Annotated in this window: 17 protein-coding genes; 5 read left to right on the forward strand and 12 right to left on the reverse strand. The window is 72.2% G+C overall.

Translation table 11 applies throughout. The annotated features are described in order from the left end of the window. Positions 1–13: 13 nt before the first annotated feature. Together ACRAKH_RS30365 and ACRAKH_RS30370 are read right to left on the reverse strand one after the other, a co-directional pair. Positions 14–628, reverse strand: coding sequence for an alpha/beta hydrolase family protein (locus ACRAKH_RS30365; protein ID WP_447009440.1), 615 nt, complete (start codon positions 626–628; stop codon positions 14–16). Further along, entirely contained in the window at positions 625–1386 is a 762-nt protein-coding gene (locus ACRAKH_RS30370) for an SOS response-associated peptidase (protein WP_380728752.1), read from the reverse strand. The genes ACRAKH_RS30365 and ACRAKH_RS30370 overlap by 4 nt, the downstream gene beginning before the upstream one ends. Before the next feature lie 99 nt (positions 1387–1485). Between ACRAKH_RS30370 and aroA the strand changes: the two genes are divergently transcribed. From aroA to ACRAKH_RS30385, 3 genes are all read left to right on the forward strand, one after another. Further along, on the forward strand, positions 1486–2751 hold the full coding sequence (gene aroA / locus ACRAKH_RS30375; protein ID WP_380728749.1) for a 3-phosphoshikimate 1-carboxyvinyltransferase: 1266 nt from the start codon (positions 1486–1488) through the stop codon (positions 2749–2751). Position 2752: 1 nt separating this feature from the next. Further along, a complete protein-coding gene (gene rsgA, locus ACRAKH_RS30380; protein ID WP_380728747.1) occupies positions 2753–3763 on the forward strand; it encodes a ribosome small subunit-dependent GTPase A in 1011 nt (336 codons plus the stop codon). A gap of 251 nt (positions 3764–4014) precedes the next feature. Then, the gene (locus tag ACRAKH_RS30385; RefSeq protein ID WP_380728744.1) at positions 4015–4383 is read left to right on the forward strand and encodes a VOC family protein; all 369 of its coding nucleotides are present in this window, start codon (positions 4015–4017) and stop codon (positions 4381–4383) included. Positions 4384–4723: 340 nt separating this feature from the next. Here ACRAKH_RS30385 and ACRAKH_RS30390 read toward each other — a convergent pair whose 3' ends face one another. From ACRAKH_RS30390 to ACRAKH_RS30400, 3 genes are read right to left on the reverse strand one after another with little or no spacing between them, the layout of a single operon-like run. Continuing rightward, complete coding sequence (locus ACRAKH_RS30390) at positions 4724–5215, reverse strand: DUF6912 family protein (protein WP_380728742.1); 492 nt, start codon at positions 5213–5215, stop codon at positions 4724–4726. Further along, on the reverse strand, positions 5212–6588 hold the full coding sequence (locus ACRAKH_RS30395) for a WS/DGAT/MGAT family O-acyltransferase (RefSeq protein WP_380728740.1): 1377 nt from the start codon (positions 6586–6588) through the stop codon (positions 5212–5214). The genes ACRAKH_RS30390 and ACRAKH_RS30395 overlap by 4 nt, the downstream gene beginning before the upstream one ends. Before the next feature lie 10 nt (positions 6589–6598). Continuing rightward, positions 6599–7267 (reverse strand): phosphotransferase, encoded by a 669-nt coding sequence (locus ACRAKH_RS30400; RefSeq protein ID WP_380728738.1) that lies wholly within the window; start codon positions 7265–7267, stop codon positions 6599–6601. 63 nt (positions 7268–7330) lie between these two features. Here ACRAKH_RS30400 and ACRAKH_RS30405 point away from each other — a divergent pair, with 63 nt between their 5' ends. Then, complete coding sequence (locus tag ACRAKH_RS30405) at positions 7331–8095, forward strand: TrmH family RNA methyltransferase (RefSeq protein ID WP_380728736.1); 765 nt, start codon at positions 7331–7333, stop codon at positions 8093–8095. A gap of 393 nt (positions 8096–8488) precedes the next feature. Here the strand turns inward: ACRAKH_RS30405 and ACRAKH_RS30410 are convergent, their stop codons facing one another. Continuing rightward, entirely contained in the window at positions 8489–8899 is a 411-nt protein-coding gene (locus ACRAKH_RS30410) for an HAD-IA family hydrolase (RefSeq protein ID WP_380728734.1), read from the reverse strand. Positions 8900–8955: 56 nt separating this feature from the next. Here ACRAKH_RS30410 and ACRAKH_RS30415 point away from each other — a divergent pair, with 56 nt between their 5' ends. Next, the gene (locus tag ACRAKH_RS30415) at positions 8956–9327 is read left to right on the forward strand and encodes an Rv3235 family protein (RefSeq protein ID WP_380728732.1); all 372 of its coding nucleotides are present in this window, start codon (positions 8956–8958) and stop codon (positions 9325–9327) included. Between the two features lie 220 nt (positions 9328–9547). On the opposite strand, the gene secA is transcribed toward ACRAKH_RS30415, so the two are convergent. The 6 genes from secA to mtrA all read right to left on the reverse strand — a co-directional run bounded on the left by secA (position 9548) and on the right by mtrA (position 19263). Continuing rightward, positions 9548–12421, reverse strand: a complete 2874-nt coding sequence (gene secA, locus ACRAKH_RS30420) for a preprotein translocase subunit SecA (protein WP_447009441.1) — start codon at positions 12419–12421, stop codon at positions 9548–9550. Positions 12422–13122: 701 nt separating this feature from the next. Next, positions 13123–13812 carry a ribosome hibernation-promoting factor, HPF/YfiA family gene (gene hpf / locus ACRAKH_RS30425; protein WP_380729900.1) on the reverse strand — a complete coding sequence of 230 codons (690 nt, stop codon included), beginning with the start codon at positions 13810–13812 and terminating at the stop codon, positions 13123–13125. A gap of 431 nt (positions 13813–14243) precedes the next feature. Then, positions 14244–14864: a ComF family protein gene (locus ACRAKH_RS30430; protein ID WP_447009442.1), complete on the reverse strand. Its 621-nt coding sequence runs from the start codon at positions 14862–14864 to the stop codon at positions 14244–14246. A gap of 81 nt (positions 14865–14945) precedes the next feature. Continuing rightward, positions 14946–16679, reverse strand: coding sequence for an LpqB family beta-propeller domain-containing protein (locus ACRAKH_RS30435; protein ID WP_380728790.1), 1734 nt, complete (start codon positions 16677–16679; stop codon positions 14946–14948). Next, positions 16676–18385 (reverse strand): MtrAB system histidine kinase MtrB, encoded by a 1710-nt coding sequence (gene mtrB / locus ACRAKH_RS30440; RefSeq protein WP_447009989.1) that lies wholly within the window; start codon positions 18383–18385, stop codon positions 16676–16678. The genes ACRAKH_RS30435 and mtrB overlap by 4 nt, the downstream gene beginning before the upstream one ends. A gap of 200 nt (positions 18386–18585) precedes the next feature. Next, positions 18586–19263, reverse strand: coding sequence for an MtrAB system response regulator MtrA (gene mtrA / locus ACRAKH_RS30445; protein ID WP_015104936.1), 678 nt, complete (start codon positions 19261–19263; stop codon positions 18586–18588). Positions 19264–19287 lie beyond the last annotated feature (24 nt).

Raw genomic sequence — 19287 nt, forward strand, 5'->3', positions numbered from 1 at the left:
GTAGGGCCGCCGGTCAGACCTCGAGCGGGCGCAGCACGCGGTCCAGCCACTCGCCGACCGCCCGGCGCACCCCGTCGAGGTCGGCCTTGAGGTTGTGGTCGCCGGGCAGCAGCACGACGTCCCGGTGGTGCGCGGGCGCCGGGCGGCCGAACGGGTCGTTCTCGCCCTGCACCACCAGGGTCGACACCTCGACGTCGTCCAGCTCGGGCATCCGGTCCTTGTCCGGCTTGCCCGGCGGGTGCACCGGGAACGCCAGGCACAGCACCGCCGCCGCCTGACCCTCGGCCGACGTCCGGCACGCCACGCGCGCGCCGGACGACCGGCCGCCGAACACCATCGGCAGGTCGTCGAACCAGCGGGAGTTCAGGTCCTCCGCCACCGCGAGCCACGCCGCGTCGAGCTGCTTGGCGGGCGCGGGCGCGCGTCGGCCCGCCACCCGGTACGGCTGCTCCACCAGCGCCACGTGCACGCCGACGTCCACCGCCGCGCGGGCCGCCGCCACCAGGTCGGGCGCGGCGATCCCGCCGCCGGCGCCGTGGCCGAGCAGCAGGGCCGCCCGCCCCTCCACCGCGCAGTGCAGTTCGGCCCGCGCCGGGCCGTACGGGGTGTCGACGACCCGCTTCGTCATGACAGCTCGAACAAGGTGGGCTCCGGTTTCTCGGACTCCCCCAGCGAGACCGCGTCCATGAGCGACGGGTCGTTGTTCTTGATGCTGTTGACCTTCATCGACACCGGGCGCAGCTCCAGCGCGTCGACCAGGTCGAGGTCGGGCGCGAGCAGGTCACCCGGGTCGGTGCGGTCCGGGTCGAGCCAGGCCGCCCAGCGGTCCTTCGGCAGCACCAGCGGCATCCGGTGGTGCACGTTGCGCATCTCGCCGATCGCGTCCGTGGTGAGCACGGCGCAGGTGATGATCGGCTTGCGCTCGTCGCCGTCCTGCTGCCACCACACGGACCAGATGCCCGCCATCGCGATGCTGGAGCCGTCACCCGGGTTGATGAAGTACGGCTGCTTGCGGCCCTCGCCGGGCTGCCACTCGTACCAGCCGGCGGCCGGCACGATGCACCGGCGCTTGGCCGCCGCGTCGCGGTAGGCGGGCTTGTCGAGCACGCTCTCCGCCCGCGCGTTGATCATCTTGGCGGCGCCGGACAGGTCCTTGGCCCAGTGCGGGACCAGGCCCCAGCGCATCACCCGGACGCTGCGCTCGGTCGTGTCCGGGTCGGGGTTGCCCTCGTCGTCACGCGGATGGCGTTCGACCACGGCCGGCACCAGCTTGGTGGGCGCGACGTTGTAGTCCGGGCCGGGCGCGTCGCCCTCGGTGGCGTCCACCGCGTCGAACTCCGCCGCGAGCAGCGCGGGGTTCTTCGTCGAGGCGTACCTGCCGCACACAACCGATCACCTCTGTGCCATGTCGTCCGGGCAGGCCATCGTCGCACGTCGGAAAGCCCGGTGCGAGCTGTCGACCACCCGATGCGGAATCATCGAGCCATGACTCAGCAGTGGTCCGCTCCCACCGCCGCCGGCCCCGTCCACGCGACGGTACCCGTGCCCGGTTCCAAGTCGATCACCAACCGGACGCTCGTGCTGGCCGCGCTGGCCGACCGCCCGTCCACCGTGCGCACCCCGCTGCGCAGCCGCGACACCACGCTCATGGCCGCCGCGCTCCAGTCGCTCGGCGTCGGGTTCGCCGACGGCCCGGACGGATCATGGCTGGTCACGCCGGACGCCCTGCAGGGGCCGGCGCAGGTGGACTGCGGCCTCGCGGGCACCGTGATGCGGTTCCTGCCGCCCGCCGCCGCGCTCGCCGTCGGCGACATCACGTTCGACGGCGACCCGCACGCCCGGAAGCGGCCGATGAGCACCATCCTGGACGCGCTGCGGGCGCTGGGCGCCGACGTGGCGGGCGACGCGCTGCCGTTCACGCTGCACGGCAAGGGCGGCGTCCCCGGCGGCGAGGTCACCATCGACGCGTCGGCGTCCTCGCAGTTCGTGTCCGGGCTGCTGCTGTCGGGCGCGCGGTACGAGAGCGGCGTGACGGTGCGGCACTCCGGCAAGCCGGTGCCGTCCCTGCCGCACATCGAGATGACCGTGACGATGCTGCGCGAGGCGGGCGTCGTGGTGGACGACTCGACGCGGGACGTGTGGCGGGTCGAGCCGGGCGCCGTCGAGGGCCGCGACTGGCACGTCGAGCCGGACCTGTCCAACGCCACCCCGTTCCTGGCGGCGGCGGCCGTGACGGGCGGCGAGGTGACCATCCCCGGCTGGCCCGAGGTGACCACCCAGCCCGGTGGCGCGGTGCGCGACCTGTTCGAGCGCATGGGCTGCACGGTGACGCTCACCGACGCCGGCCTCACGCTGCGCGGTCCGGACCGGCTGACGGGCGTGGACGTGGACCTGCGCGACGAGAGCGAGCTGACGCCGACCGTCGCGGCGCTGGCGGCCCTGGCGTCCGGACCGACCCGCATCCGGGGCGTCGCGCACATCCGCGGCCACGAGACGGACCGCATCGCCGCGCTGGCGGCCGAGATCAACCGGCTGGGCGGCGCCGCGGAGGAGACCGAGGACGGCCTCGTCATCACGCCACGACCGCTGCGCGGCGACGTGTGGCGGGCCTACGCCGACCACCGCATGGCCACCGCGGGCGCGATCATCGGCCTGGTCGTCGAGGGCGTGTCCGTGGACGACATCGGGTCGACGACGAAGACGATCCCCGACTTCCCCGGGATGTGGGCCACGATGCTCGGGAGCCGCTGACGTGCCACGCGGCGACTGGCGGCGGCTGGACGAGTCGGACGTGCGGGTGCGGCCGGGCAAGGGGACCCGGCCGCGCAGCAAGCGCCGGCCCGAGCACGCGGACGCGGTGCAGGCCATGGTCGTCGGCGTCGACCGGGGCCGGTGGACGTGCGCCGTGGACGACGACCCGACCCGGCTGGTGATCGCCATGCGGGCGCGGGAACTCGGCCGCACGCCGGTCGTCGTCGGCGACCACGTCGGCCTGGTCGGCGACACGTCGGGCCAGCCGGACACGCTGGCCCGGATCGTGAAGGTGGCCGACCGGCGCAGCGTGCTGCGGCGCACCGCGGACGACACCGACCCGTTCGAGCGGGTCGTCGTGGCCAACGCCGAGCAGCTGGTGATCGTGTCGGCCCTGGCGGACCCGCAGCCGCGCCGGGGTTTCATCGACCGCTGCCTGGTCGCGGCGTACGCGGGCGGGCTGGAACCCCTGCTGTGCCTGACGAAGTCGGACCTCGCGCCGCCGGACGACCTGCTCGCCGCGTACGCGGAGCTGGACCTGCCGGTGGTCGTGACGCGGTCCGACCAGGACCCGGGCGAGCTGCGCGAACGGCTGGTGAACCGGTTGTCGGCGTTGATCGGGCACTCGGGCGTCGGCAAGTCGACGCTGGTGAACCGGCTGGTGCCGGACGCGCACCGGGCGGTGGGCGTGGTGAGCGGCGTCGGCAAGGGCAGGCACACGTCCACGCAGACCGTGGCGCTGCCGCTGCCGGAGGGCGGTTGGGCGGTGGACACGCCCGGCATCCGCTCGTTCGGGTTGGCGCACATCACGCCGGACGACATCATCGCCGCGTTCCCGGACATGCGGGCGATGGCCGAGGAGTGCCCGCCCGGCTGCGGTCACCAGGGGCCGCCCGACGACCCGGACTGCATGCTGGACGAGCTGGTGGTCAGCGGTGAGGCGTCGCCCGGCCGGCTGGCGTCGCTGCGCCGCCTGCTCGAATCGCGCGGCAAGCTGGAGGAGTACGACTAGCCGTTCCGGCCTGCCGGCCGTGGTCGGAGCCGGGTGTCACGTCGGAGTCGGGATCGGGTTCCGTGGCCGGAGCCGGGTTCCAGGTCGGGATCGGGGTCGGGTTCCGGGGTCGGAGCCGGGTTCGGAGTCGCGGAGAGTCACGGGGGCCACCGCCGAGTGCGTACGCTCGCGCCGTTTCGTTGACCGGATCGGGTGGCGACGTCACCTCGACCATGGGCTCGCCGCGGCACGCGGGGGTACGGTGCGCAGCCGTGGCGAAGGTGACAGGTATCGGCGGGGTCTTCCTGCGGGCCCGCAACCCCGAGCGCATGGCCGAGTGGTACCGCCGGCACCTCGGCGTGCCGATGAGCGAGAGCGGCGCCATCACGTTCCACTGGGTGGAGGCGGAGACCACGACGTTCGCCCTGTTCGCCAACGACACGGAGTACTTCGGCGAGCCCGGCCAGCGGGCGATGATCAACCTGCGGGTGGACGACCTCGCCGAGCTGCTGGCCCAGCTGCGGGACCGGGGTGTGGAGGTCCTGCCGCAGACCGAGGACTCCGAGTTCGGCCACTTCGGCTGGTGCGTGGACCCCGAGGGCAACCGCATAGAGCTCTGGCAACCCCCACCGGGCATGTGACCACCCGGCCGGACGTGCGACACCGGGCATGCGACCACCACATCGGGCGTGCGACCACCCGGCACGTGACCACCGACCGCGCCGCCGACAACCGCGCCGCCGCCGACCACCCGCGCCCCGCTGACGCTTCGCAGAGGTCCCCGCCAAGGGGACCCCTGCTTTTATTCTGCCCCAACGGTCTGACAATTCCGGCCCTCGACCGGTCGCCTCGACGCGATCCCAGCCGGCCCGTCCCGCCTGCGTCAGCCGTCCCGCCCCGGCACCGCGCCCGCCCGGCCCGGCATCGCGCCCGCCCGTCGCCACGCGCCCGGCCCGCCACCGCGGACGACCGTCCCGGCGGCTACATCAGCTCCAGCAGGAACGGCAGCTCCTGGGGCGCGTACCAAGCCAGCTCGTGGTCCTCCGCGGTACCCAGGGCGAACTCCGCGTCCGGATCGCCCAGGTCGGCCGCGTCGATCACCTCCGCCGCCGCCCGCACCGCGTCCTCGGCCTCCTGCGTGTCCAGGTGGATGGCCGCCACGAGTTCCACCGGCACCGGCCCGGACAGCTTCACCACCGAGAAGTCCAGGTCCGGCCGCAACTTCACGTCCGGCACGTCGGCCGACACGACCGCGCGCCGCGGCGGCGCCTTCTCGTCACCCGCGATCAGCCGCAGCGACCCGCGGGCCGCGTCGAGCATCGCGGAGTACTCCAGCTCCTCCGTGTCCCCGCTCGCGTACGACTCCCGCAGCGCGGGCGTCAGGGCGAACCCCGTCCCGCCCACGGCGACGAACTCGCCCTTGTCCACCAGGTCGCGCAACATCGCGACGGTCGCCGGGAGGTACACCCTCATGCGGACACCGTTCCCATCAGTTCCTCCACCGACTCCTCGACCATCGCCGCCAGCACGTCCACATCGGACATCGCATCGCGGTCGGCGTTCAGCCCGAAGTACACGCCACCGTCATAAGACGTCACCCCGATCGACAACGCCTGGTTCTTCGCCAACGGCACGACGGGGAACATCTCGATCATCTTCGCCCCCGCCGCGTACAACGGCACCTGCGGCCCCGGCACGTTCGTCACCACGACGTTGAACAACCGCCGCGAGAACGACGACGCCGCCCGCGCGCCCAACGCGTGCAACGTCGGCGGCGCGAACCCGGAGAACCGCACCAACGTCTGCGCCGCGACCGTCTGCCCCGACTCCTGGTGAGCCCGCGTCGCGTGCGACACGTGGTGCAGCCGCACGACCGGGTTCGACTCGCCCACCGGCAGGTCGACCAGGTACGCCGATACCTGCGTCTCGTCGTCGCGCACGGACATCGGCGCCATCGCCCGGATCGTGGTCCCCGCCGTCACGACCTCGCCGCGCGACAGGAGCCAGTTCCGCAGCGCGCCGGACAGGACGGCGAGCACGCCGTCGTTGATCGTGCCGCCGTGCGCCCGCCGGATGGCGCGGAACTCGTCGAGCCGGGTGCGGGCCACCGCGAACCGCCGCTGCGGCGAGATGCGCACGTTCAACGGGCTGCCGGGAGCGGGCGTGACGGCGGTCCGCACCGCGGACGCCAACCCGCCGAACACCCCGGCGACCTTCCGGACCGTCGCGACCGTGTCCATGGCCGCCGACCGGACGTTCTCCACCACCTCGCCGGGCCGCTGCACGGCTTCCGCCACCGCGTCCGCCACCAGCTGCAACCCGCTCGGCTCGGGCGACGGCATCCACAACGACTCCACCGGCGTGCGCGGCGTCGGGGACACGTCCAGCATCACCTGGCCGATCTCCGGCGCGCCGATGCCGTCCACCATCGCCTGGTGGGTCTTGGTGATCACCGCGGTCCGGTTCCGGGCCAGGCCCTCGACCAGGTAGATCTCCCACAGCGGCCGGGTGTGGTCGAGCGGGCGGGACATCAGCCGCGCCACGAGGTCGTGCAACTGCTGGTCGCTGCCCGGTTTCGGCAACGCCGAGCGCCGCACGTGGTACGTGACGTCGAAGTCCGGGTCGTCCACCCACACCGGCCGGGCGAGCCGTCCGGGCACCTGCACGACCTTCTGCCGGTACCGCGGCACCAGCGACAGCCGCTGCTCGATCAGGTCGACCAACCGGTCGTAGTCGAAGCCCGTGCGCGGTCGCCGGAACACCGCCACCCCGCCGACGTGCATCGGCGTCGTGGAGTCCTCCAGGTACAGGAACGAGGCGTCCAGCGCGGACAGGCGGTCGGGCATGCGGTCCAGGCTAGTCGGTGCAGTCGCGCACGAGCCGGTTCACGGCGCTGACCTCGGCTTCGTCCCGCTGGTGCCGGGCGAGCCTGATCGCCGCGGCGGCCGGCATGGCCCGCCGGGCCTCCACGCGGACCGAGACGTCGACCCCGGACAGGAACCCGCGCACCAGCCGCGACCGGGCGAACCGCTTGAGCGGGCGCAACGGCGCCACCGCGATCGCCAGCCAGCTCATCGCGACGTCGACCTTCCGATCGCCCCGGCGCGCGCTGCCCCAGTCGACCACCACCGCGCCCTCGGGCCCCAGCACGACGTTGCCGGGGTGGAGGTCGAGGTGCAGGAGGCCGCCGTCGCCGTCGAGGAACGCGGGCGCGGGCACCTGGTCCAGCCTGTGGTGCAGCTCGGCCAGCTCGCGGCCCAGCGCGCCGGCGCGCCACGGCTTGGCGTCCAGCTCCTGCGACATGCGCGGACCGGGCACGTACTCCATGACCAGGTCCGTCTCCGAGGCGTCCGCCACCCTGGGCACCGGTATGCCGTGCCGGCGCAGGTACCGCATCAGCTCGGCTTCGGGGCCGGGGTCTCGGCCCGAGCGGCTGCGCTTGACCAGCAGGCCGTCCGGACGCAGGTAGACGTCCGCCTCCCGGCCGCTGGCCAGCAGACGGTGCGCCTCGTCGCGCGATGTCATGTGACGATCATCATGATTGACAGCGCGAAAACAAGCCCCAAACGGGTAGAGGACACTTGGTCCGTGGATGTGTCACCCAAGGACAAGTTCGTCACCGTGTACGGCCGCAAGCCCGTGCTGGAAGCCCTTGACGACCCGCGCCTCGAAGTCGACAAGGTCATGCTCGCCGACACGGCCCGCGGACCGGCCGCCCGGGAGATCCTGGACGCGGCCAGGCGCCGGGGCGTCGCGGTCCAGCGGGCGACGGCCCAGCGGGTCAAGGTGCTGGCCGGCAACGGGAAGCAGGACCAGGGCGTGCTGGCCGACGTCGTCGCGCCGCGGATGCGCCCGCTCGACGTGGGCCTGCGCGAGCTGGAGCGTCGTGGCGGGCCGGGGAACGTGCTGGTGCTCGACGGCATCACCACGCCCGCGAACGTCGGCATGATCCTGCGCACCGCGACCGCCGCCGGGGTGGACGGCATCGTCGTGCCGCGCCGCGGGGTGGCGTCGATCGACCCGATGGTGGTGAAGGCGTCGGCCGGGGTGGCGTTCCGGGCCCCGGTGCTGAGGTGCGCGACGGCCGCCGAAGCCGCCGCCGCCCTCGCCGCCGCCGGGTACCCGATCTACGCGCTCGACGCGAACGCCAAGCAGTCGGTGTACGCGGCGGACCTGCCGAAGCGGGCGGCGTTCGTGCTGGGCAGCGAGACGGCGGGCATCTCGGACGACGTCCGGCCGCACGTGACGGGGTGGCTGTCGATCCCGATGGCCGCGGGGGTCGAGTCGCTGAACGTGGCGAGCGCGGCGGCCGTGCTGTGCTTCGAGGTGGTGCGCCGCCGCACCACCGGCTGAGACGCGCCCGGCGGGCCGGGCCAGCGGGCCAGCGGGCCAGGCGCAGCGATGACACGCGGCGGGAACGGGCGCAGTGGAGGGCACGGAGACGGCGGGCGCGTGCAGGGGTTGGCGGTCGGGGTTGGTGGGTGGGTGGGCGCAGCGCGGGCACCGGAGGGCCACTCCGACGCCCGCGCTGCCTGGCCCTGGCTGATCGGCGGCTCGCCGCGGTGTGCCGGGACCAACCACTCCACCTGGAACCCGGACCGCTCCGATCAGCCCTTCGGGGTCGGCGACCGTCGTGTCGCCTCGCGCTCGGGACATCCCATCGGTGAACGCGGGAAACCTACGACCGGGGTCGGGTGACCGGCAATTCACCGGCCGAGTGGATCATCGGTGGCGGCTCGTCACCGGTTAACCCCGCAGGGGGATCTGGAGGAGGGTTTCCAGCTCCTCGACCGTGGCGTCCACTGACCGGTGGTGCACACCGACCATCCCGGCCGCCGCCGCGCCCCGGACGTTCACCGCGAGGTCGTCCACGAACACGCAGTCGCGCGGGGCCAACCCGAGGCGTTCGGCGGTGAGCAGGTAGATCCGGCGGTCGGGTTTCGCGATGCCCACGTCACCGGATGTGATGACGACGTCGAAGAGGGCGGCCCAGTCGGCCGGAGGGCTCCAGTAGCCGTCGGCGTTGGACAGCACGGCGGTGAGGACGCCCTGGTCACGGGCCTTGCGGGTGGCCGTGAGCAGGGGCGGTTCGGGTGCCGCGGCGTCGTCGCCCAGGTCGGTCAGCACGCCGCCGAAGTCGAGCACCAGTCCCCGCACCGTGCCTCCATCAGGTGATCTTGGTACGCAAACGCGGCGATCTCCCTCGGTTCAGCATGCCACCTCTGCTCCGGACCCTGTCGTCCGCCAAGCCGGCCACCACGCCGCACCCGACCGCCAAGCCCTCGCCCGAACCCCTGCCGCTGGACGCACGTCACTTCCTGTTCCCGCTGGTGGAAGCCCTGAACGGCCGCCGCCCACCCCGCCAGCTGGCCGCCGCCTTCGCACCGGCCGCCGTGACCACGGTGTCCGAAGCCGCCACCCCGACCGGAGCCCGCCTCGGCCGCTACCGCCTGTGCCACGTCTCCCCCGACGCCGCCGAGCTGGCCGGAACCCTCCACATGCCCACGAAGGTCCGCGCCTTCGCCGCCCGGGTCGAACGCCGAGGCTCCGGCTGGCACTGCACCGAGTTCCACCTGCTGCCGTGACCGGGCGAACGCGCGCCGACTCCGCCACGACCACTGCGCCGCAGACGGGCCAGGCGGGTCGTCGCAGGCGCGGGACGGGGGCGCGGTCGGTGTCCGGCCGACGTGCGGCCCACGGACCCGCCAGAGGGCCGTGACGCGGCACGCCACCGTCACCGGGAACGGGAACGGGGCCCCGGTTCGACCAGGGCCCCGCTCCGACGTGCGTTGTCGCGTTCCGCCGCTACTGGCGCGGACCCTTGCGCTGGCCCTTCGCCTGCGCGCGGGCGGCCGCGCGGCGTTCCTTGCGCGTCCCGCCCTGCCCCCCGCCCGGCTGGGCGTTGGGGTTGCCGCTGGTCTCGGCGTCACCGCTCTCCGACGGGCCCGAGTAGGTCAGGCCCTGCTGGCCGCGACCGTCGAGGCCCTTTCCCCGCAGCGCGGGCGGGATGGCGTTGCCGCTCTGGAGCTGCGCCAGGGCCGGACCGGCGGGCGCCTGGTTGGCGGCCTCCGACTCCTGCTGGGCGGCGGCCGCGGCGGCGGCACGGGCACGGGCGCGGCTGCCGGTCAGCGGCCCGCCGTTGGCGATCGACACCTGCACCGGCGGCTCGGCGGCGGGCTGCGGCTCGGCGGCTTCGACCTGCAGGTTGAACAGGAAGCCGACCGTCTCCTCCTTCAACGCGTCCAACATGGCGTTGAACATGTCGAAGCCCTCCCGCTGGTACTCGATCAGCGGGTCGCGCTGGGCCATCGCCCGCAGGCCGATGCCCTCCTTCAGGTAGTCCATCTCGTACAGGTGCTCGCGCCACTTGCGGTCCAGGACGGACAGCAGGACGCGACGCTCCAACTCGCGCATGGCGCCGGGGCCGACCCGGCCGTCGATGTCCGCCTCGCGGGCCTCGTACGCGGCCAGGGCGTCGGCCTGCAGGCGCGCCTTCAGCGACTCGCGGGTGACGTCCTCGTCCTCGTCGAGCAGCGCCTTGTGGTCGAGCGAGATCGGGTACAGCGTCTTCAGCGCCGTCCACAGCTGCTCGAGGTCCCAGTCCTCGGCGTAGCCGTCGGCGGTCGCGCCGTCGACGTACTCGCCGACCACGCTGGTGATCATGTGCTCGACCTGCTCGCGCAGGTCCTCGCCGTCGAGGACGCGGCGGCGCTCGGCGTAGATCACCTTGCGCTGCTCGTTCATGACCTCGTCGTACTTGAGGACGTTCTTGCGGATCTCGAAGTTCTGCTGCTCGACCTGCGTCTGGGCGCTGCGGATGGCCCGGGTGACCATCTTGTGCTCGATCGGCACGTCGTCCGGCACCTTCAGCCGGGTCATGACCGTCTCGACCATCGCCGCGTTGAAGCGGCGCATCAGCTCGTCCTTCAGCGACAGGTAGAACCGCGACTCGCCCGGGTCGCCCTGCCGGCCGGAACGACCGCGCAGCTGGTTGTCGATGCGCCGCGACTCGTGCCGCTCGGTGCCCAGCACGTACAGGCCGCCGGCCGCGCGGACCTCCTCGGCCTCGGACTTGACCTGGTTGGTCACCTCTTCGATGAGCTTGGCCCAGGCGGCCTCGTACTCCTCCGGGTTCTCCACCGGGTCGAGGCCGCGTTCCCGCAGCTCGTGGTCGGCGATGATGTCCGGGTTGCCGCCCAGCACGATGTCCGTGCCTCGACCGGCCATGTTCGTGGCCACCGTGACGGCGCCCTTGCGGCCCGCCTTCGCGATGATCAGCGCCTCCCGGTCGTGGTGCTTCGCGTTCAGCACCTCGTGCGGGATGCCCTTCTGGACCAGCAGCTTCGACAGGTACTCGGAGCGCTCGACGCTCGTCGTGCCGACCAGCACCGGCTGGCCCTTCTCGTGCCGCTCGGCGATGTCCTCGGCGACCGCCTCGAACTTGGCCTCCTCGGTCTTGTAGACCAGGTCGGCCTCGTCCTTGCGCTGCATCGGGCGGTTCGTGGGGATCGGCACCACGCCGAGCTTGTAGGTCTGGTGGAACTCGGCCGCCTCGGTCTCGGCGGTGCCGGTCATGCCGCCCAGCTTCTCGTACAGGCGGAAGTAGTTCTGGAGGGTGATCGTGGCGAGGGTCTGGTTCTCCGCCTTGATCTCGACGCCTTCCTTGGCCTCGATCGCCTGGTGCATGCCCTCGTTGTAGCGGCGGCCCGCGAGCACGCGGCCCGTGAACTCGTCGACGATCATGACCTCACCGGCGCGGACGATGTAGTCCTTGTCCTTGGTGAACAGCTCCTTGGCCTTGATCGCGTTCTGGAAGTAGCCGACCAGGGGCGTGTTGGTCGAGTCGTACAGGTTGTCGATGCCGAGCTGGTCCTCGACGAACTGCACGCCCGCCTCGGTGACGCCGATGGTGCGCTTGCGCTCGTCCACCTCGTAGTGGGTGTCCCGGCGCATCCGCGTGGCCAGCCGCGCGAACTCGACGTACCAGCGCGACGACTGGTCGGCCGGCCCGGAGATGATCAGCGGCGTGCGGGCCTCGTCGATGAGGATCGAGTCGACCTCGTCGACCAGGGCGAAGAAGTGGCCGCGCTGGACCATCTCGTCCCGGCTCCACGCCATGTTGTCGCGGAGGTAGTCGAAGCCGAACTCGTTGTTCGTGCCGTAGGTGATGTCGGCGTTGTAGGCGACCCGGCGCTGCTCGGGCGTCATCTCCGACAGGATCGCGCCGACGGTCAGCCCGAGGAACCGGTGGATGCGGCCCATCCACTCGGCGTCGCGTCGGGCCAGGTAGTCGTTCGTCGTGACGACGTGCACGCCCTTGCCCGCGATCGCGTTCAGGTAGGCGGGCAGCACGGAGGTCAGGGTCTTGCCCTCACCGGTGCGCATCTCGGCGATCTGCCCGAGGTGCAGCGCCGCGCCGCCCATCAGCTGGACGTCGAAGTGCCGCTGGCCGAGGGTGCGCTTGGCGCCCTCGCGGACCACCGCGAAGGCCTCCGGCAGCAGCTCGTCCAGGGACTCGCCGTCGGCGTGGCGCTTGCGGAACTCCTCGGTTTTCGCCCGCAGCTCCGCATCGGAGAGGTCGATGACGTCGTCTTCGAGGTTGTTGATGTGCGCTGCGATGTTGCGCAGGCGCTTGAGCATCTTGCCCTCGCCAGCGCGGAGCAGTCGGGACAGCACCATCCGGGTCGACCTCATTACCTCATCGCGACGCGCCCGGGGGACGGGCGCCTTCCACAGGGCTCACCACGGCCATGGCGAGCCTTCACCACCCGCCATCGTAGGCAAGTCGTGAAGGTGTGTGCACAGACACAGGTAGGAAGCGGTGCGGAACGCCCCGTAACGACCTTCGAGAACGACCTCGGCGAACCGCCCCACCACCGCACCCGACCCACGACCAAGATCAGGCCCGCACCCCCACCCCCCCGAACCCGGACCCGCAAGGCCCCAGCCCCGACGTTCGAACCGGCTGAGTCGGACGTGTCGGTACCAGGCCACGGCCACAGAAGCGGAAGCGGAAGCGGAAGCGAACTGGGGCAACCGGCACGGCGAACTCACGCGCCGGAAACACCGGGCGGATATCCGGAACGGCCGCAAGGCCCAAAACAACACAGGCCAAGCCATCCAACCGAGATCACGACCCCATCACGAACCGCCCGGACCACCGCCCAGGACCGGATCGCGGAGCCTCCGCATCCCGATCACCCGCAGATCACACAGCACACCCAAGGTGACCACCACGCGAGGTCGCGTCGGTCGTTCGCGCCTCATTTTCCGCGATCACGCTTTTCCGATCGCGGAAAATGAGGCGCGAACGACCGACTTAATGGCGACCGAGCCGCGACGCCGAAGGCGGCGCCATCAACACCGCCGGCGCCATTGAATCAAGCCAGCCGGATCACGCCGTAGTCGAATCCCTTTCGGCGGTAGACGACGCTCGGACGTCCGCTGTCGGCGTCGGAGAACAGGTAGAAGTCGTGGCCGACCAGTTCCATCTCGTAGAGAGCCTGGTCGACGGTCATCGGCTTGGCCGCGTGTTCCTTCTCACGCACGACCCGGCCGGGCAGGTTTTCCTCGACGCCGTCGTCCCAGCGCTGCGCGGGCACTTCCGCCATGCCCTCGTACGCGGGTTCGGGTTCGGCGGCTTCCAGCACCGCGGTGTGGCCGAGCCACATGCCTTGCGCCTGGCTGTCGGAGTCGGGGCGGATGGGCAGTGCGTCCCCGAGTGCGCTGGTCGCCTCGGCGACCGATGTGGGACCGCGGCGACCGTGGTGCACGCGCCTGCGGTCGTGCGAGCGCCGCAACCGGTTCTCCAGCTTGTTCACCGCGGAGTCCAGGGCGGCGTAGAAGTCGCCCGCACACGCTTCGGAGCGGACCACCGGTCCGCGTCCCTTGCCGGTGATCTCGACCCGCTGGCAGTTCTTGGACTGCCTGCGGTTCGGCTCGTGGAAGAGCTCCACGTCAAACCGGATGACCTTGCGATCGTAGCGCTCAAGCCGGGCCAGCTTCTCGGCGACGTGAACCCGATAGTGATCGGGCACCTCGACATTGCGGCCCTTAACGACGATGTCCATACACGACCTCCCTCGCTGTGCTGCGAGCAATGGCTTTGGATCGTTTGGGCGCCGGATTCGCGATCATGGCGGGGGGCTTGTCGCTGAGGGTGGCCCTCAGTGCCCCACCGGCGCCAGGGTCATGGGCTGTTCGCCTCCTCCCCGCGTGCCGGGAACGCTGATAGCGGTGCACGTTAGCCCGGTATTCGCCGCTGCGACACCCCCCGGGGCGGGGGAACTCCAAGATTTTCTTTTCGTAACGCAGAGCGACCGGAAACCGGTACCGGGCGAACGCCCGGCGGACGTGCTGGGGCAGCACGCTGACGGCCGCTCACCCGAACGGCCCAGCTCGGCACAGACGCCCGTCAGCAGAGCGGTTACGTCGAACGGCCTCTGCGGGGGCGTCATATCCGGCCAACGGGCGAGAGGTCCGAGAGGTTCCCGGTCCTGATTCACCCGTGTGGGTGGGTTCGGTGGGCAGTCGTCAGCGTGAGAACAGCGGATACCCGGAACCCGGCCGTTCTCAACACGGAAATTCCGGCACGTGCCGTCGATCCGGTCGTGACGACGTCGTCCAGCAGGACAACCGGGCTCCCGGGCGGTGGCAGACCAGCGGGAACGAGCCGCACGCGACCAGCCAGGTTCGCCCGGCGGGCCGCCGCGTCGAGCCCCGTCGAATCACGAACACCTTTCGCGAAAGCCAGTGCGGGCGCGACCGGGAACCCCGAAGCGCGCGCCATTCTCAACACGTGGGAACCGCCTCGGGCACGGGCGGCCGACGCGCGCGACGGCGCGGGCACGAGCCACGGCTCCGGCCCGACGCCCGGCAGCCGGGGAAGCGCGGCGGCCACCAGCGCCCCGAAGACGGCCGCCAGCTCCCGCCGCCCGCGCTCCTTGAACGCGAGCACCAGCTCCCGCGCCGCGCCCCCGTAGGCGGCCAGCGCGAACACGGGCGGCCCGACACCGGGCACGCGTCTCGGAGGGCCGAACACGGCGAGGCAGCGACCGCACAGGCGGGCGCCCCACGTGCCGCAGCCGGGACAACGGGGCGGGAACAGCAGGTTGATCAGCACGGACCCGACGATGCCGGCGACCCCCGACAATCCGGGGCCTCCGGCGGAGGTCACCGGCTTGCACGATCGGGTGAACCCGGCTCAGCCCGGGTAGAACGCCTGCGTGCCCGCTTCCACCTTGGTCGGCGACGCGCGCCAGACGTCGCCCACGTCGCTCGCGCTCCACAGCCCGCTCTGGTCCACCGCCAGCACGTTCCGGCCGGGCGCGGCGGTCACCGAGTTCACCGGCACGGTCAGGTTCGACGTGTTGTAGCGCTCGATCCGCAACCCGTCGATGTTGACCTTCACGATGGGCCACGCGGCCAGCGTCGTGCTCGCCACCACCACGTCCTGCGCCAGCCAGTCCACCGCCAACGCGCTGGTCCCGAGCGCGGACGACTGCACGTTGCGCGGCGACCGCAGCGACACGGCCGAGTCCTGCCCGCGCACCACGGCCGCCACGACGAGCTTGCCTCCCACCACCGCCGCCACCCGTGTCCCGTCGCGGGACAGGCGCAGCTCGCTGACCGCGCCACCCAGCACGGACAGCTCGGACGCGTTGACCGCGTTCGCCGTCCACCCGCTGTCGGTCTTGATCACGCGCACCACGTTGGCCCCGTCGACGACGGTCCACACCTCGGTGCTCGGCTCGCCCTGGCGCCCGCTGAGCAGCCACGTCGGCCTGGTCATCGTGGCGGCGGGCAGGTCGACCTCGGCGAGCGGCCCGGACAGCGGCCCGACGCGCAGCCGCACGGAGTTCTCCGCGGCCCGGCTCACCACGGCCAGCTCGCTGCCGTCCATCGACTGCGCGGCGCTGACCACCTGGTAGTCGCCCGCGCCGGCCGGTCCGGGCACCGGGTCGCCGTTGATTTGCTTGACCCGGCCGCTGCCGACCAGCAGGCCGTTCAGGTCCGCGTTGGGCGTGGTCAGGCCCTCGCCGGTCTGCACGTCGGCGGGCCGCCACTCGCGCTGCTCGGCGGAGATCGGCTGGCCTTCGACGAGCACCCGGATGCGGCTGCTGGTGACGCCCGCCAGGGACTTCACCACCTGGGCCACGATCTGCTTGCCGACCTGCACCGTGATGTCCCCGACTTTCGTCAGGTCGACTTCCAGCGCGCCGTCGTCGGCCTCGGACGTGTTCTTGCGCTGCGCGGCGCCGTTCGGGATGGCCGTCTCCAACGCGCCCCGCATGCCCACCGCGGGGCCCTTGAGCAGCAGGCTCGTCACCCGGGTCGGGATCGACGTCGACGGCGCGATCACCACCCACCTCGGGTCGGGCACCAGCACGCCGAAGTCCGGGTTGTAGAAGAACAACGTCACGCGGCGGTAGTTCTGGTGGAACCCGGTCAGCGGCACGTAGATGCCGTCCGGCGGCTTGGCGATGCGCCACTGGCCCTCGCCGTCGCGCTCGATGCCGACGGGGGTGTCGAGGTTGCCGACCTGCTGGATGAACGCGTTGTCCTCCAGCTGGAGCCGGCCGACGTTCTTGCCCTGCAAGAGCACCGTGCGCTGCTTGTCGTCCGGGGTCAGGCTGGGGGTCGGGACGGTGTTGAACGTCGACTCGATGATCGTCGGCGTGCCCTTGGTGTCCCACGTCCGCTTGGCGTCGTCCGTCAGGTACGCCTTCGCCGCCGCGTAGTCGCCCTCGGGGTTGGCGGCGGCGTTGACGAACTCGCGGACCAGGGTGAGCGGGTCGATGTCCTTGACGGGCTTCGGCGCGGCGGCCTCGGAGGCGTTGCCCACGGACGGGTTCACCGCGACGGGTGACGTCTGGGTGGGGATCGCCGCGCACCCGGCGACCGCGAACACGGCCAGCAGCGCCGCCAGGAGCCTCACCGGACCTCCTCGCGCTCGCCGGTGACGGGCTGGGCGGGCTGCCACGTGATCTCCTCCTCCGTCAGCTCGACCTCGTCCGCGGGCTCGGGCGCGTCCGGCTCCGGCTCGACGACGGGGGGCAGGTCGGGCGGCTCCAGCGGCAGCGGGCTGTACGTCAGCTCGTGCCCGTGCCGGCACGGCAGGGTCAGCCGGAACACGGCGCCGTGGCCGCGTTCGCCCCACGCCTCCAGCCAGCCCCCGTGCAGCCGGGCGTCCTCCAGGCTGATCGACAGGCCGAGGCCGGTGCCGCCGGTGCGGCGGTTGCGCGACGGGTCGGCGCGCCAGAACCGGTTGAACACCAGCTCGGCCTCGCCGGGGCGCAGGCCGACGCCGTGGTCGCGGACCGTCACGGCGATCGCCTCGCCGTCGCCGCGGAGCTTCAGCTCGACCGGCAGGCCCTCGCCGTGGTCGATGGCGTTGGCCAGCAGGTTGCGCAGGATGCGCTCGACCCGGCGGGAGTCCAGCTCGGCGGTGACCTCCTCGTCCGGCAGGTCGAGGACGATCGTGGTGCCGCTGCTGTTGGCGATGGCGCGCACCGAGTCGTGGGCGCGGCGGGCCAGCACCCGGATGTCGACCAGCTCGGCGGCCAGCTCCTCGACGCCCGCGTCGAGCCTGCTGATCTCCAGCAGGTCGCCGAGCAGCGACTCGAACCGGTCCAGCTCGTCCACCAGCAGCTCGGTGGAGCGGGCGAGGCCGCCGGGGAACTGCTCGCGCGACGCGTGCAGCACGTCCGCCGCCATCCGCACGGTGGTCAGCGGGGTGCGCAGCTCGTGCGACACGTCGGAGGTGAACCGGCGCTGGAGCTGGCCGAACTCCTCCAGCTGGTGGATCTGCCGCTGGATGCTCGCGGCCATCTCGTTGTAGGACTCGGCGAGCCGCGCGACGTCGTCCTCGCCGACCACGGGCATGCGCTCGTCGAGGCTGCCGTCGGCGAACCGCTCGGCGATCTCGGCGGCCTGCCGCACCGGCCGCACGACCTGCCTGGTGACCAGGTTCGCGATCACGGCCAGCAGCAGGAGCAGCGCCAGGCCTCCGACGACGAGGGTGCTCTGCACGACCTCGGCGGTGGCCTGCTCGCTGGTCAGCGGGAACAGCAGGTACAGGTGCATGGCGCGGGCGGAGCTGTTCACCGGCTTGCCCACGACCAGCAGGGTCGTCGGCCCGGTCTCCCGCTCGACGGTGGTGATCTGGTAGCCGGTGCTGCCGCGTTCGAGCATCTTGAACAGCCCGTCGGGCACGTCCTGGTACTCGCCCACGGCGATCGGCAGGCCGTCGGAGCCGGTGCCGACGGGGTCGTAGAGGACCGGTTCGAACGCGCCCGCGCCGGAGCTGGTGGGGTCGAGGTCGACCCCCGACGTGTTGATCTTGTTCAGCGCGGTGGTGAACCGGCCCTTGACGCTGTCCGGACCGGGGTTGAGGCCCGCCAGGTCGGGCTGGATGGCGGCCGCGCTCGCCTCGGCCTGCCGCAGCGCCGCCTCGATCTTGGTCTCCAGCAGCTGGCCGGTGATCTGCACCTGGAGCACCATGCCCAGCACGAACACCACGGCGGACGACAGCGCCAGCGTGCTGACGACGACCCGGAGTTGCAGCGAGCGCCGCCACAGCTCGCCGAAGGCCACCGCCCGGCGACGGGAGCGCTCGACGAGGCGTCGGGCCTCGCGCGCCACCACGTCCAGCTTGCGTCGAACCGCGCCGCCCCCGGCGTCCAGCCGGTGTGGAACCGCGCCGCCACCGGTGTCGCGAGGCTCGGTCACCTCCGCGTCCACCGGTCGCGCCTGCCCGCCCGGCGATCGAAGAGCGTGATCGCCGGCGAACGGGTCGCGAACGGCCGACGCGACCTCGCGAGGTCGTCCGGGGCGGCGACCTATCACGGCGGGCCGGCCTTGTACCCGACTCCGCGGACGGTCAGCACCACCTCCGGGTGCTCGGGGTCGCGCTCCACCTTGGACCGCAGCCGTTGCACGTGGACGTTCACCAGGCGCGTGTCGGCGGCGTGCCGGTAGCCCCACACCTGTTCGAGCAGCACCTCGCGGGTGAACACCTGGCGCGGCTTGCGGGCCAGCGCCACGAGCAGGTCGAACTCCAGCGGCGTGAGCTGGATCGGCTTGCCCTCGCGCAGCACCTCGTGCCCCGGCACGTCGATGGTCAGGTCGCCGATCTGCAGCACCTCGGCCGGCTCCGCCTCGGTGCGCCGGAGGCGGGCGCGGATGCGGGCCACCAGCTCCTTCGGCTTGAACGGCTTGACCACGTAGTCGTCGGCGCCGGACTCCAGGCCCAGCACCACGTCGACGGTGTCGCTCTTCGCGGTGAGCATCACGATCGGGACGCCCGACTCGGACCGGATCGCCTTGCAGACGTCGATGCCGTTCATGCCGGGGAGCATCAGGTCCAGCAGGACCAGGTCGGGCTTCAGCTCGCGCAGCGCGGGCAGCGCGCGTGCGCCGTCGGCCACCACTGCGGTGTCGAAGCCCTCACCCCGCAGCACGATGGTCAGCATCTCCGCCAGAGCGGGGTCGTCGTCCACGACGAGCACGCGTGCCTTCATACCCAACATCGTCCCACTAGTGGT

Source organism: Saccharothrix hoggarensis (genome assembly GCF_052936025.1).

What these genes read in the sequence shown, in the direction of transcription:
- ACRAKH_RS30365 (WP_447009440.1), bottom strand. Translation starts at nt 628, where the DNA reads ATGACGAAGCGGGTCGTCGACACCCCGTACGGCCCGGCGCGGGCCGAA.
- aroA (WP_380728749.1), top strand. Translation starts at nt 1,486, where the DNA reads ATGACTCAGCAGTGGTCCGCTCCCACCGCCGCCGGCCCCGTCCACGCG.
- ACRAKH_RS30390 (WP_380728742.1), bottom strand. Translation starts at nt 5,215, where the DNA reads ATGAGGGTGTACCTCCCGGCGACCGTCGCGATGTTGCGCGACCTGGTG.
- ACRAKH_RS30395 (WP_380728740.1), bottom strand. Translation starts at nt 6,588, where the DNA reads ATGCCCGACCGCCTGTCCGCGCTGGACGCCTCGTTCCTGTACCTGGAG.
- ACRAKH_RS30400 (WP_380728738.1), bottom strand. Translation starts at nt 7,267, where the DNA reads ATGACATCGCGCGACGAGGCGCACCGTCTGCTGGCCAGCGGCCGGGAG.
- ACRAKH_RS30415 (WP_380728732.1), top strand. Translation starts at nt 8,956, where the DNA reads ATGCCACCTCTGCTCCGGACCCTGTCGTCCGCCAAGCCGGCCACCACG.
- secA (WP_447009441.1), bottom strand. Translation starts at nt 12,421, where the DNA reads ATGGTGCTGTCCCGACTGCTCCGCGCTGGCGAGGGCAAGATGCTCAAG.
- hpf (WP_380729900.1), bottom strand. Translation starts at nt 13,812, where the DNA reads ATGGACATCGTCGTTAAGGGCCGCAATGTCGAGGTGCCCGATCACTAT.
- mtrA (WP_015104936.1), bottom strand. Translation starts at nt 19,263, where the DNA reads ATGAAGGCACGCGTGCTCGTCGTGGACGACGACCCCGCTCTGGCGGAG.